Annotated in this window: 13 protein-coding genes and 1 other RNA gene; 8 read left to right on the top strand and 6 right to left on the bottom strand. The window is 31.9% G+C overall.

All coding sequences use genetic code 11. The features are described 5' to 3' along the window. Nucleotides 1-37: 37 nt before the first annotated feature. The 3 genes from ACQY6M_RS01225 to rlmF are packed head-to-tail and all read left to right on the top strand — an operon-like array spanning nt 38 to nt 3,143. Entirely contained in the window at nt 38-700 is a 663-nt protein-coding gene (locus tag ACQY6M_RS01225; protein WP_428742876.1) for a class I SAM-dependent methyltransferase, read from the top strand. Next, the gene (bshC, locus tag ACQY6M_RS01220) at nt 700-2,289 is read left to right on the top strand and encodes a bacillithiol biosynthesis cysteine-adding enzyme BshC (protein WP_428742875.1); all 1,590 of its coding nucleotides are present in this window, start codon (nt 700-702) and stop codon (nt 2,287-2,289) included. Before ACQY6M_RS01225 ends, bshC begins: the two co-directional genes overlap by 1 nt. After that, nucleotides 2,289-3,143, top strand: a complete 855-nt coding sequence (gene rlmF, locus ACQY6M_RS01215) for a 23S rRNA (adenine(1618)-N(6))-methyltransferase RlmF (protein ID WP_428742874.1) — start codon at nt 2,289-2,291, stop codon at nt 3,141-3,143. The genes bshC and rlmF overlap by 1 nt, the downstream gene beginning before the upstream one ends. A 125-nt stretch (nt 3,144-3,268) precedes the next feature. Here the strand turns inward: rlmF and ACQY6M_RS01210 are convergent, their stop codons facing one another. Together ACQY6M_RS01210 and ACQY6M_RS01205 are read right to left on the bottom strand one after the other, a co-directional pair. Next, a complete protein-coding gene (locus tag ACQY6M_RS01210; RefSeq protein ID WP_428742873.1) occupies nt 3,269-4,006 on the bottom strand; it encodes a hypothetical protein in 738 nt (245 codons plus the stop codon). A gap of 156 nt (nt 4,007-4,162) precedes the next feature. Then, a complete protein-coding gene (locus tag ACQY6M_RS01205; protein ID WP_428742872.1) occupies nt 4,163-5,854 on the bottom strand; it encodes a M23 family metallopeptidase in 1,692 nt (563 codons plus the stop codon). Nucleotides 5,855-6,003: 149 nt separating this feature from the next. Between ACQY6M_RS01205 and ACQY6M_RS01200 the strand changes: the two genes are divergently transcribed. The 4 genes from ACQY6M_RS01200 to rny all read left to right on the top strand — a co-directional run bounded on the left by ACQY6M_RS01200 (nt 6,004) and on the right by rny (nt 8,379). Continuing rightward, nucleotides 6,004-6,294, top strand: coding sequence for a hypothetical protein (locus ACQY6M_RS01200; protein WP_428742871.1), 291 nt, complete (start codon nt 6,004-6,006; stop codon nt 6,292-6,294). Between the two features lie 13 nt (nt 6,295-6,307). Beyond that, a complete protein-coding gene (locus tag ACQY6M_RS01195) occupies nt 6,308-6,595 on the top strand; it encodes a cell division protein ZapA (RefSeq protein ID WP_428742870.1) in 288 nt (95 codons plus the stop codon). Nucleotides 6,596-6,656: 61 nt separating this feature from the next. Continuing rightward, nucleotides 6,657-6,764: non-coding RNA, 6S RNA (gene ssrS / locus ACQY6M_RS01190), on the top strand. A gap of 49 nt (nt 6,765-6,813) precedes the next feature. Further along, a complete protein-coding gene (rny, locus tag ACQY6M_RS01185) occupies nt 6,814-8,379 on the top strand; it encodes a ribonuclease Y (RefSeq protein ID WP_428742869.1) in 1,566 nt (521 codons plus the stop codon). 62 nt (nt 8,380-8,441) lie between these two features. On the opposite strand, the gene ACQY6M_RS01180 is transcribed toward rny, so the two are convergent. Continuing rightward, on the bottom strand, nt 8,442-9,164 hold the full coding sequence (locus ACQY6M_RS01180) for a hypothetical protein (RefSeq protein ID WP_428742868.1): 723 nt from the start codon (nt 9,162-9,164) through the stop codon (nt 8,442-8,444). 237 nt (nt 9,165-9,401) lie between these two features. On the opposite strand from ACQY6M_RS01180, the gene ACQY6M_RS01175 reads away from it, so the two are divergent. Further along, nucleotides 9,402-9,896 carry a DinB family protein gene (locus ACQY6M_RS01175; protein WP_428742867.1) on the top strand — a complete coding sequence of 165 codons (495 nt, stop codon included), beginning with the start codon at nt 9,402-9,404 and terminating at the stop codon, nt 9,894-9,896. On the opposite strand, the gene ACQY6M_RS01170 is transcribed toward ACQY6M_RS01175, so the two are convergent. Genes ACQY6M_RS01170 through ACQY6M_RS01160 form a run of 3 tightly spaced genes read right to left on the bottom strand, consistent with a single transcriptional unit; the run spans nt 9,886 to nt 12,535 of the window. Next, nucleotides 9,886-11,046: a gliding motility-associated C-terminal domain-containing protein gene (locus ACQY6M_RS01170; protein ID WP_428742866.1), complete on the bottom strand. Its 1,161-nt coding sequence runs from the start codon at nt 11,044-11,046 to the stop codon at nt 9,886-9,888. The genes ACQY6M_RS01175 and ACQY6M_RS01170 overlap by 11 nt on opposite strands. 2 nt (nt 11,047-11,048) lie before the next feature. Continuing rightward, the gene (locus tag ACQY6M_RS01165; protein ID WP_428742865.1) at nt 11,049-11,792 is read right to left on the bottom strand and encodes a hypothetical protein; all 744 of its coding nucleotides are present in this window, start codon (nt 11,790-11,792) and stop codon (nt 11,049-11,051) included. Nucleotides 11,793-11,797: 5 nt separating this feature from the next. Further along, complete coding sequence (locus tag ACQY6M_RS01160; protein WP_428742864.1) at nt 11,798-12,535, bottom strand: hypothetical protein; 738 nt, start codon at nt 12,533-12,535, stop codon at nt 11,798-11,800. Between the last annotated feature and the right edge of the window lie 30 nt (nt 12,536-12,565).

Below are 12,565 nucleotides of genomic sequence, written 5' to 3'. Positions count from 1 at the left end.
TTTTCGACAAAGGAGTAAAATTTCCTATTTTTGAACTATGACTACAAAAGAGAGTGAATGTACACTTCCAGAGAATATATCGAAAGAACACTGGGAGGCTGCATATAAAAAAAAACCGACTAAAAAGCTGGGGTGGTTTGAAGAAAGTTCAACACAAACCATTGAATTACTAGAAAAATCAGGAGTAGCCAAAGAAGCTAAAATTTTAAATGTAGGTGTTGGTTCATCTGTTATAATTGATGAATTAGTGGCAAAAGGTTATACACAGTTGATAGCTAATGATTTGTCAGAGAAAGCTCTTAATGACATAAAAACTCGATTGAGTGAAAAAGCATCTGAAGTTACTTTTATTGCGGATGATTTAACCAATCCTACACAACTTCAAGAATTACAAGAAGTAGATGTTTGGAATGATAGAGCAGTATTGCATTTCTTTTTAAAAGAAGAAGAGCAAGAAGCTTATTTTAAGTTACTCAAGAAATTAGTAAAAGTTAATGGTTTTGTAATTATAGCTGTTTTTGCTTTAGATGGAACTGAAAAGTGTTGCGGATTACCACTACAGCGTTACAATACTGTAATGTTACAAGAAAAGTTAGGTAATGATTTTAGGTTAATAGAAGCATTCAATCACATATTTATAAACCCGTACGGAGGTGAACGTCCATATATTTACACATTGTTTCAAAGAAAAAATAAATAATGAAGGTAACTAATATCCCTTTTAAAAATACTGGGTTTTTCTCTAAAACAATGATTAATTACTTAGAGGAATCTCCAAAATTACAATCGTTTTACGGTAATTTTCCGAATATTGAAGGTTTTAAAGATCAACTAGCACAAAAGCGTAGTTTTTCAACATCGCATAGAAAAACCTTAGTTAGTGTTTTAAAAAATCAATATAAAAACAGTAAGGTTTCAGAAGCTACTCAGCAGAATATAGAGGCTTTAGCATTAGAAAATACATTTACAATTACAACAGGACATCAATTGAACTTGTTTACAGGCCCGTTGTATTTTCTATATAAGATTGTGTCAACAATCAATTTATGTGAAGATTTACAAGCACAGTTTCCAGAAGAAAATTTTGTACCTGTATATTGGATGGCTTCAGAGGATCATGATTTTGAAGAAATCAACTTCTTTAATTTTGATGGAAAAAAAGTGCAGTGGAATTCTCATCAAACAGGTGGAGTGGGACGTTTTTCTACAGAAGGTTTAGATCATGTATTAGAAGTGTTTTCTGAACATTTAGGAACCTCAAAAAATGCACAATATTTAACCCAGCTTTTTAAAGAAGCGTATGTTGAGCATGCTAATTTAACAGAAGCAACTCGATACATTGCTAATGAATTATTTGGAACATATGGTTTAGTAATTGTTGATGGAGATGATAGAGAGCTAAAGAAAGAATTTATTCCATATGTTACTAAAGAAATAACAGAGCAGTTTTCGTTTACAAAAGTTTCTGAAACGATTAAACTTTTAGAAGCTGATTATAAAATCCAGGTGAATCCGAGAGAAATCAATTTGTTTTATTTGACTGATTCACTTCGTGAACGAATTATTTTTGAAAATGGAGTTTACAAAGTAAATAGTACAGATATTTCATGGAGTTTAGAGGAATTATTGAGTGAAGTCAGCGATTTTCCAGAACGATTTTCACCTAATGTAATTCTACGTCCATTATACCAAGAGGTAATTTTACCAAATCTATCTTATATAGGTGGAGGAGGAGAGTTAGCTTATTGGTTAGAGCTAAAAAGTATGTTTGAAGCAGCTGAGGTACCATTTCCTATTTTATTGTTGCGTAATTCGGTACAAGTAATATCAGAAAAACAAGCAAAGAAACTAACGAACTTAGGACTGTCAACAGAAACTGTGTTCACCAAACAGAATACTTTAATACAACAAAAGGTATTAGAGAATTCAGAAACTAATGTTGATTTTACTAAGCAAAAACAGTTTTTATTAGATCAGTTTGCAAGCTTGAGGAAGCTTGCTGAAAAAACAGATGTTTCGTTTTTGGGGGCTGTTAATGCACAAGAAAGAAAGCAACAAAAAGGCTTGGAGAATTTAGAAAAACGTTGGTTGCGAGCTGAAAAAAGAAGACAGAAAGATTTGGTGGAACGAATTACAGTATTGCAAAACGAAATTTTACCAAACCAAAGTTTAGAAGAACGTCAACGTAATTTTTCTGAGTATTATTTAGAATACGGAACTGATTTTATAAAGGTTTTAAAAGAGAATTTACGTCCGTTACAATTAGAATTTACAATTCTTATACTTTAATGAGCACTAAAAAAGAATTACACCCTAAAAATATACATAATCAAGGATACAATTTTAAGTTACTAACAGAGAAGTATCCTAAGCTATCTGAATTTATTGTTGAAAAATTTGGAAAGGAAACTATTGATTTTTCAAATCCAATAGCGGTTAAAGAGTTTAATAAAGCGTTACTATTTACCCATTATGGATTAAGTTCATGGGAGTTTTCGGATGAAAATTTATGCCCACCAATTCCAGGAAGAGTAGATTATATCCATCACTTAGCTGATTTAATTGCAGGTGATAAAGACGTGAAAGTTTTAGATATTGGTACGGGAGCTACATGTATTTACCCGTTGTTAGGAAGTGCAATATACAAGTGGGAATTTGTAGGTTCAGATATTGATGCAAAATCCTTATCGAATGCTCAAAAAATTATTGATAAAAATAATTTAGAGAGTAAAATTTCGCTTCGTTACCAAAAGGATGAAATGCATATTTTACAAGGTATTCTTAAAGAAGAGGATGTGTTTACTGTAACGATGTGCAATCCGCCATTTTACAAATCGGAAGAAGAGGCGAGAGGAGCTAACCGAAGAAAATCGAGAAACCTAGGGAATAATACCATTCGTAATTTTGCTGGGAATTCGAATGAACTTTGGTATGTAGGAGGAGAAAAAGCGTTTTTACATACTTATTTATATGAAAGCTCAAAGTTTCCAAAAGCAAGCAAATGGTTTACAAGTTTGGTGTCTAAAAAAGAAAATGTAGAAAGCTTACAAAGCTCAGGAAAAAAACTAGGCGTAAAAGAGTTTAAAATTATTCCTATGAATCAGGGGAACAAAGTAACTCGAATTGTATGTTGGAGGTTTTAGCTATTAATTAATAGCTTGTTGCACAGTGTTCTTTAGTAATGTGTTTTTTACTCATTTAAAGATTAAGTTGAAACTCTTTAGTTTAAGAACTTAGGCACAACAAGCTATCAATATAAAAGAGTGTACTATTGAGTCAACTCCATAATCATTTTTCTACCACCTAAATCAACTTTCTGCTTAATTATTTGTCTTGTAGTAGTGTCTATATAATAAGTGCTTACTGCAGAGTTATTTGATATATCATCAGTAGCTTCAACTTTCCAAACTTGTTTTTTCGTGCCATTAAAATCAATTGTAGCCGTTTCTGTGTTTTTAATTGTCGCTGTAATTACTCCAATTTTAGCTGTAGGGTTATAGTCAAATATTGAAATAGTTTTAGAATAACCATTCTCTAAAGGTAGCAATCGTATTAATTGAGGATAAAAATTACTGTCAAAGTAAGAATCGTTAGTGTTTTCCGAAATTTGTGTTTTAACACCTGTTTTTTTATTCAAATAATATCCAGTAATTTTTTTTCCAAATTTTAAAACCATGTCTCTTTGATGGTTAAAAGATGAATGATATATAGGTTTAAAATTTTTTGATTCAACAACGGTACTATCTACCCATTTTACAGGTGATTGCTTCATGTTTATTGTAGTAATAATATTTATCTTCTCATCATCTTTCTGAATTTGAGTTTGAATATTTCCTATTTCCATTTTATTAGAACCACTAACCATTGACCAAGTCATATTAGAAGTTTCAGACTGAATGAGGCTTTTGTCTGCTGGATTGTTTAATGGATTTAAGAAAGTTTTTTGACTGAAAGCAAGTGAAGATATTCCTAGAGAGATTGCAAAAATAATTAGTGTTTTTTTCATTGGTTTATATTTTTTTCTACCCATTAGAAGAAAAAAAACAACTATTGTTACAAAATTTGTGAATAGGAAATATTAAACAAAGAATGCAGGGGTAAAACCTCTTGCTATTACTTTGGTTAGCGGAAAATAGAGAGTAGTAAAGGCCAAAAAATAAACTTACTTTTTAAAAAAAGTAGCAGAAACTGTTTTAGTATTTCCAACATTATCAGAAACTACAATTTTAAAAAGGTGCTTACTACCTACTAATTTTTTATCGCTAAAATCGTACGTAAGAATTCCTTTTTTATGGTTATACTCCATTAAAATCCATTCGCCATCAATTGTAGCATGATAATTTTTTATGCCTGTTTTCTCGTCTCTAATTTTAACTTTTAGGGTGTTGTTTTTAGAAATCCACTGTTTGTCATTAAAATTATAAAATTGAACACTTGGAGCTTCTGTATCAAAACGTAAAGCGTAGTCTCCTAAAAGTTTTGTTGTAGTATATACTTTGTTTACATCTTTTTTAGTAGTAGTATACCTTGGGTATTTAGGGTTGGTAACATTGGCAATGTATACGTGTTGTTTTTGATCCTCGCTTAAAAAAGATGTTTCAAAAGTAAGCGTATAACGTTTATCAAGGGGAATAGTAGGGTTATGAACTTTGGCTGTACCATTTTCAACAATAAAATCAATAAAACAATCTTGATAAAAAGTGTTTTTAGGAAAAGCTACTGTAACGTTTTTTTGATGAAATTTATTAAAATCAGCAGCATTAATTTTATAATCGGTGGTGTCTTTTTGTTTAAACACCAAATTACTTTTAGTTCCTTGAACAGGAATTCTTATTTCAGAAGTGTTATTATCAAAATCTTTGGCAATAATTTCAATATTGTAATTCGAGTTCTCTTCAATATGAATTTTACCATTGTTTACTAAGTCCTTATACATGCTAAGTTTGTTAGCATCTATTTTATAAGTTCTTTGAAGTTTGTTTTTGTATTTTTTATAGTGTTCATAGTCTATTAATAGATTGATGTATTTGCTTTCAGCAAAAGAAAAGGTTTCTACATCGTGATAATAAACTCTTTTTCCATTTACCTTCATTTCTAAACTATAAATACCATTTCGATTTATGGCTCCGTTTAATCGGTCAAAAACACAAATACCAAAACCAATTGTACCACAAGCTGTAATCTTTTCAGTAATAAAAGTTCCATTTTCGTTCTTTTTAAAGGAAAGTGTAGATCCCAAAGAAGAATTATTAATACGTGCATCATCACTTAAAGGATATGCTATTAATTTTTGAATAGTAGGTGCTTTATCATCTTTAACAGATAACCCAAAATGCATTGGGTTGATAATACGTTCAGTTTTTGTGTCTCTAATTTCGTAATGTAAGTGAGGAGCTTGTGAACTTCCTGTATCTCCAGTATAACCTATAAGTTGTCCTTTTTTTACTGGGAATTTTTCAGGTTTAGGAAAAAGGTTTCCTGTATCATAGTTTTCTTTTTTGTATTGAACATTTTTTACATACTGTTGAATATATGGTTCAAATTTTTCAAGATGCGCATATACAGTAGTATATCCGTTAGGATGGTTTATATATAGGGCTTTGCCAAAGCCGTATTGTTGCACTTTAATACGAGAAACATATCCGTCAGCTGGAGCATAGACTGGAATTCCTTCTTTACCTTGAGTTTTAATATCTACCCCAGAATGAAAATGATTACTTCTTAACTCTCCAAAAGTACCAGCTAAAACAACAGGTATTTTTACAGGAGGTAAAAAGTAATTTTTTGGATACTGATTTTGTGCATTTAGAGTGTTAATTATTACAAATAAAATAAGAGGGAAAAAGAATCTCAAAGTAAAATAGTTTTCAAACAAAAATAGTAAAATTATATAAATCAGTTAATAGGTTAAAAATCAATAACTTGGTAAAAAAAGCTAAAAGAGTTGTTAATATTAATCTATATTAATAACTTTGTGAATATAGTTTTATTCTCAAAAAATAAATGAGTAACCCTTTAGAAGCAATTCATTTACTGGAAGATAAGTTGAAAAACTTACTCACCAACTATGAATTTTTAAAAGAAGAAAACCAAGTTTTACTTCAAAACAACGCAGAGTTACAAATTTTATTACAAAAAAAAGAGAAGCAATTAGAAGAAAAGCAAAAAGAATATCATTTGTTAAAGGTTGCCAAAACTATAGAAGGCAGTGACGAAAGTACAAGAGAAACAAAACTCAAAATAAATGCTTTAGTTCGGGAGATTGATAAGTGTATTTCTCTTTTGAACACATAAAAAAGTTCTTTGCATGGCAAAAATAAAAGTTAATGTGGTAATTGCAGGTAGAACGTATCCATTGAGTGTTAATGATACTAACGAAGAAGAGGGGATGCGTAAGGCAGCGAAAAACATTAATGAGTTGATTGCTAAGTTTGAACAAAATTATGCGGTAGCAGATAAACAAGATGTATTGGCAATGTGCGCATTGCAGTTTGCATCAAAAGCGGAAATAGTATCCTTAAAAAATACTATAGAAAATACCGAAGTATTGCAAAAGATAAATGAATTAACTAACTTGCTGGAAAATCATTTATAATACGTTCTTTAAAATAAATATATATTTAATATACTGCCTACATTAGTACATTGTTTGTTAAACTCAACGTTATTCAATTATAAAGGGTGAGTCTTGGTTAGGAAAGCAAGCCGATTATATCTCGGATCCTTGATCAGCCAGTTAATCCTAAACTTGTTTTTTGGAGTTTATAAAGACCCTATTAATGTAGGCTTTTTTTATACAATCAAATCAAAATTATGGAAGGAATATTATTTCCTGTATTAGCAGGAATTATAGGGGTTGCAATAGGTTTTTTTATTGCTAAAATGTTAGAAAAATCTAATGCAAATAAGTTAATACAAGAAACTAAAAAGGAGGCTAATAGCATTATAAAGGAAGCGAAAGTTGAAGCAGAGGCTATTAAAAAAGATAAAATTTTACAAGCCAAAGAAAAGTTTATAGAGCTGAAGTCAGAACATGAGAAGGTAATTTTATCTAGAGAGAAAAAAGTTTCAGATGTAGAAAAGAGGATTAGAGATAAAGAGAGTCAAGTTTCATCTGAGTTAGATAAAACTAAAAAGCTTAATAAAGAATTAGAGAAAAAAGAAGCTGATTTTGATTATAAGCTAGAATTTTTAGAAAAAAGAGAGTCGGAAATAGATAAGATGCACAAGCGTCATGTAGACATGCTAGAGCAAATTTCGGGACTTTCTGCAGATGAGGCAAAAACAGAATTAGTGGCATCGTTAAAGGATGAAGCAAAAGCTGATGCTATGTCTTTTATTCAAGATACTGTTGAAGAAGCAAAGATGACAGCACAACAGGAGGCACGTAAGGTAGTTTTAAACACTATTCAACGTGTAGGAGTTGAACAGGCTGTGGAAAACTGTGTCTCTGTATTCAATTTGGAATCTGATGATGTAAAAGGTAGAATTATTGGGCGAGAAGGGCGAAATATTCGTGCATTAGAGGCTGCTACAGGTGTTGAAATCATCGTAGATGATACTCCAGAAGCTATTATTTTGTCGTGTTTTGATCCTGTTCGTAGAGAGATAGCACGTTTATCAATGCATAAACTGGTAACTGATGGTAGAATTCACCCTGCGAGAATTGAAGAAGTTGTAAAGAAAACAGAGAAACAGATTACACAAGAAATTATTGAAGTAGGTAAGCGTACGGTAATCGATTTAGGAATTCATGGTTTACATCCTGAATTAATTAAAACTGTAGGACGTATGAAGTATCGTTCTTCTTATGGACAAAACTTATTACAGCACTCACGTGAAGTAGCTAATTTATGTGGTATTATGGCTGCTGAAATGGGATTAAACGCTAAAGCTGCTAAACGAGCTGGTTTATTACATGATATAGGTAAAGTACCAGAAACTGAAAGTGAATTACCACACGCATTACTAGGAATGCAATGGGCAGAAAAATATGGTGAAAAAGCCGATGTATGTAATGCTATTGGAGCACACCACGACGAAATTGAAATGAAGAGCTTAATAGCACCAATAGTACAGGTTTGTGATGCGATTTCGGGAGCAAGACCAGGAGCTCGTCGTCAAGTATTGGATTCTTATATTCAACGTTTAAAAGATTTAGAAGATATCGCTTTTGGATTTAACGGAGTACAAAAGGCCTACGCTATTCAGGCTGGACGTGAGTTAAGAGTATTGGTAGAAAGTGCTAAAGTAAATGATACTAAGGCAGCTGAATTATCATTTAATATTTCACAAAAAATTCAAAATGATATGACGTATCCAGGACAAGTAAAGGTTACTGTAATTCGTGAAACAAGAGCGGTAAATGTTGCGAAGTAAATATTATCGAAATTATTAATAAAAAAAACTCATCAAATATTTGATGAGTTTTTTTATTTTACTTATGAATTTCTTCTTGATTTCCCTGCATGTTCAGGTTTACCTTTTTTATAATATTTGTTTTTGTAATGTTTGTCTTTACGTCTTTTTATAATCTTACTCTTCTTACCAATTCTAGCATTTGGTAAAGCTTTGTAGTAATAGAAGTCATTATCTTCTCTAAACTGACGATAGTTTCTTGTAAAATCTTTTCTGTAAAAGTAAACATCATTGTAATCAAAGATAGCACCTATATTGATATCAATATTTACATCAACTCCATCATCGTAGTAATCTTCATCATAGTAGTAATGGTCATCATCATGGTGATTGTGATGCCCAGGTTTTACAAAACCTCTATACCTTGGATTACCCCATCTGTCGTAGCTAATATGTAGGTTACCTACTTTAAATAACTGACCGAATTTGTACTTAATAAATACACTACCAATTCGTCTTACATTACCTCTTGAGTCGTAGTTTATGTACACACTTCCTACACTTCTAATACGTCCTCTTCTGTCTCTATCAATACGTACCCCATAATCTGAGTATCTGTCGTAATGTGTATTGAAATCAAAGTCTCCGTTTAAAAATACATGAAATTGAATACCTCTTTCAACAAAGGTAACCGCATCATTATAACGGTTTGTAACCCCAATTTTGCTAGTTGATTTTTCAATGTTGTTCGCGTTTATTGTAGTTAACGACATCATTGCTAATAATAATAGTATCCCTGTTCTCATAATTGCTAATTTTAGGGTTATGCTTACTCTATATGCTTTTCGGCTTCCGCATTTGTTGTTTAATTTTCAAAGAACGTGCCAAAAAAAAAATAATTGTTTAAACAAGCTTTTTTATCTATGTTGGTTTTGTGTATGTGTTTGGTAATTAAAGTTTTATAATTGTTTGAAAAAATATTTTACTTCTACTCGTAAAAAGTTCTATATTTATACGACATACTTGAAAACATTTAACTACAAATGATAGAAGCTATAGAGAAAAACTTACAAAGAGGAATTAAATTACTAAAAAGCATTAATGATTCACAGTATAGTGATACGTCTATCCCCCCATATTATTCAAGTATAGGTGCCAATATGCGCCACGTGTTAGATGTTTTTGCATGTATTTTTAATGGACTTGATACAAGGATTGTTGATTTTTCTGATAGAGAAAGGAATAGGTTGGCTGAAGAACAAACTACGGCTGGAATTGCATATTTTGATGATGTTTTGATTCAGTTGAAAGCTTTAAAATCAACAGATTTTGATACTCTGATAGCAGTTACAGACGATCTAGGTACAGGTAAGGTAACTGCTAATTACACTTTAGGGGCAGCTTTGATACAAGCACACAGCCATGCAATACACCATTTTGCTAGTATCGGATTTATCATAAATCAATTAGGAATAGAGTTACCAGATGCAGATTTTGGATACAATCCTACTACTCCTAAGAAACTAGTTATCGATTAATATATACCCATCCCTTTTTAAGTTCAGAATATTTATTGGGAGTATTGCCTAGTTCTAAAGTATAGAAATAAGTTGCAGAAGGGAGTTTTTCTCCTTTGTCAAAGATTGTCCTACCGTTAGAGATTCCATCCCAATTATTTTGATAGTTTTTTGTTTGATAAACAATATTTCCCCAACGATTATATATGCTCAGTTTGTTATATGGGTATTCATTTACTTCATTAAAAACCAAAAGATCATTTAGATTATCTCCGTTAGGAGAAATCAAAATGTTATTATTAGTTTCTACTTCATTGCCTAATAAAGAACCAATAGTTATTATTTCATAATCATTTGGAACAAACATAGCAGAGGTAACAGTTCCATTGGTTAAATCTCCTGTATGATTTAAAGTATTTAAATTAACCCATTGATTTTCTGATATACTCCAGCCAACTACTGTAAGTTGTGAAATGTTAGAAGCAATAGTAGCTATATTACTGCGAGAATTCCATGTTAAGGTAACTCTAGTCTCGATGTTTCCGTCTAAATCCCAAAACTCGGTACTACTGATGTTTTCTATAATTATTTGCTTTTGATTTGTTGAAAAATTTGCAGCAAAAGCACCTGGAGAATTAGGGTTTTCGTAAAAATAAGCACCTTTAAAATAAGCATTATCATTATTGTTAGGGATGGTAATAGGGCGAAGAAAAATACCATCACCTACAGGAAATGTAAAGTTAATGTTTTTACTTTTCTGTATTACAGATGTATACCCATTTACATGATGTGCATTGTCTTCACCAGCATAGTAATCATAATCGATAAAATTGAGGGAGATATTGGTGTTGTCTTTTGGAGTAATTATCAGCCCATTGATAAAGTTTAATTGATTACGTATACCTAGCGAGGTATATAATTCAAGATTTTGTAAAGCATCAATTTCTACATCAAAAAATGTAATATTGTTCGTTCCTGAAATAATTCTGATTTCATTATCAGCGTAAAAACCAACAAAACCAGTGTTATTGTCTAAAGTACCGTCATTTATCATATTGGTGTGAAATCCAACTTGTGCTCCAGTATGCAATTGCATATTACCAGAATTGTATATGGCATTTTGTGCTGTTAACGATAGTGAATATAATATGCAAAAAACCAGTTTTTTCATAGTTATTCTCCCAAGTAAATAAAAATGGTTACAACTAAAAAAGGCTGATAACGATCAAAAGCTTGATCACTACCACCACTTGTTACGCTAACAGTGTGGCTATGGTCTCCAGATGCAGAAGTTGGTATTTGTGTTGAGGAACCAGGGGTATATCCATCACCACCTAATGCTAATAGACTGAAATTATCTGTATTAACATCAACATTATGGGTGTGGTTACCGTCGGTAGATGTACTTCCTGTAAAATTCACATTAGGTAAATTTGCCTGTGATAGCGTTGTTGTAGCTTGACCGCCTGTGTCTAAAATAGCTTCAGAGCCATTAGAATATTTTAATACTCTATCGGTAGCATCAGGCAAATTTCCAGATAAACCCAAAGTAGCAGCATTAGTTTGTGCAACACTAGGTAATGATGATATTGCGGTACCATCTAGTTTATACCAACCATCATGGTTAGTGGTTTGTATACTGTGTTTAATATCGCCAATACTATGAGTTATAATAGTTTTCCATATCGTACCATTCCAAACACTAGCAATATTAGTTGTAGTATCAAACCAAACATCACCTTCAACTGGGCTTGTTGGAGCTGTTGAAGCTGTTGTAACGGTATTATTGTTGACAGATTGAATGGTTCCTTTATTGTCAACCACTTTAACTTCTTGGGCATTGGTATTGATAGAGAATATTATCAACACCCAAGAGATTATGGTATATATGTTTTGTGTGTTAAAGCTTTTTAGCATTGATGTTATTTAATGTATTGGATTTCTACTACATCTCCATTGTACATTGGTAAATCAGTAGCGTCATATGTTATTGTAACGGTATTAGCTGTTACAGAGAAGTCGGTACCAAATCGTAGTTTAACCCCGTTTCTGTAAACAAATAATTTGGCAGCTGTAGTACCAGAAGTTAATGTAGGTAAACCAGTAACAGTAATAGCTACATCAGTAGTAGCATTTCCCGATCCATCAGGAGTTCCTCCACCTAATGTGCTTTGAGTGTATTCTACTCTAATACCATTAACTTGTAATAAATCAGCAAGTAACATTTTTTGTGTGGCTCCACTTGCTTCATCTCTAATTAATACGGTAAAACCAGTTCCTGTACCATGAGTTGAGCGGTCGGTAGCATTAGTAGAAGCATTGGCTATATCAGTTACCAGTTCCAAATCGTCCAAAACAAATTCAGTTCCAGAACCTGCAGCAATATATGTGTTACTTGTTAATGTTCCTCCTAATTGCCAAGTAGTAACAACACCTCCGGCAGGAGTGGTATTGGTGAATGATGTCAAACCGTTAGCTACTTGTAAGTATTTAATGGTTCCTTTGTTGTCTACTACCCTTACGGCTGTGTTGGTTGAATTTAAAGTAGCATTTGTTTGTTTAGTAATATCTCCAGTAGTTGTCTGTGCACTAATGGAACCTATAGCCAAGAAAGCTATTATAGCTAATGCTATTTTTAATTTGTTTGTAATTGTTTTCATAGTTTGGTTATTGATTAGGTTATTAAGTTT

It is taken from the genome of Tenacibaculum sp. (assembly GCF_050290165.1).
Lineage (GTDB): Bacteria > Bacteroidota > Bacteroidia > Flavobacteriales > Flavobacteriaceae > Polaribacter.
The sequence above is the reverse complement of the archived record's forward strand: the minus strand, read 5'-3'. Positions and strand labels throughout refer to the sequence as shown.

Coding starts and splice junctions, on each gene's coding strand:
- ACQY6M_RS01225 (WP_428742876.1), top strand. CDS start 38: ATGACTACAAAAGAGAGTGAATGTACACTTCCAGAGAATATATCGAAA.
- bshC (WP_428742875.1), top strand. CDS start 700: ATGAAGGTAACTAATATCCCTTTTAAAAATACTGGGTTTTTCTCTAAA.
- rlmF (WP_428742874.1), top strand. CDS start 2,289: ATGAGCACTAAAAAAGAATTACACCCTAAAAATATACATAATCAAGGA.
- ACQY6M_RS01210 (WP_428742873.1), bottom strand. CDS start 4,006: ATGAAAAAAACACTAATTATTTTTGCAATCTCTCTAGGAATATCTTCA.
- ACQY6M_RS01200 (WP_428742871.1), top strand. CDS start 6,004: ATGAGTAACCCTTTAGAAGCAATTCATTTACTGGAAGATAAGTTGAAA.
- ACQY6M_RS01195 (WP_428742870.1), top strand. CDS start 6,308: ATGGCAAAAATAAAAGTTAATGTGGTAATTGCAGGTAGAACGTATCCA.
- rny (WP_428742869.1), top strand. CDS start 6,814: ATGGAAGGAATATTATTTCCTGTATTAGCAGGAATTATAGGGGTTGCA.
- ACQY6M_RS01180 (WP_428742868.1), bottom strand. CDS start 9,164: ATGAGAACAGGGATACTATTATTATTAGCAATGATGTCGTTAACTACA.
- ACQY6M_RS01175 (WP_428742867.1), top strand. CDS start 9,402: ATGATAGAAGCTATAGAGAAAAACTTACAAAGAGGAATTAAATTACTA.
- ACQY6M_RS01170 (WP_428742866.1), bottom strand. CDS start 11,046: ATGAAAAAACTGGTTTTTTGCATATTATATTCACTATCGTTAACAGCA.
- ACQY6M_RS01165 (WP_428742865.1), bottom strand. CDS start 11,792: ATGCTAAAAAGCTTTAACACACAAAACATATATACCATAATCTCTTGG.
- ACQY6M_RS01160 (WP_428742864.1), bottom strand. CDS start 12,535: ATGAAAACAATTACAAACAAATTAAAAATAGCATTAGCTATAATAGCT.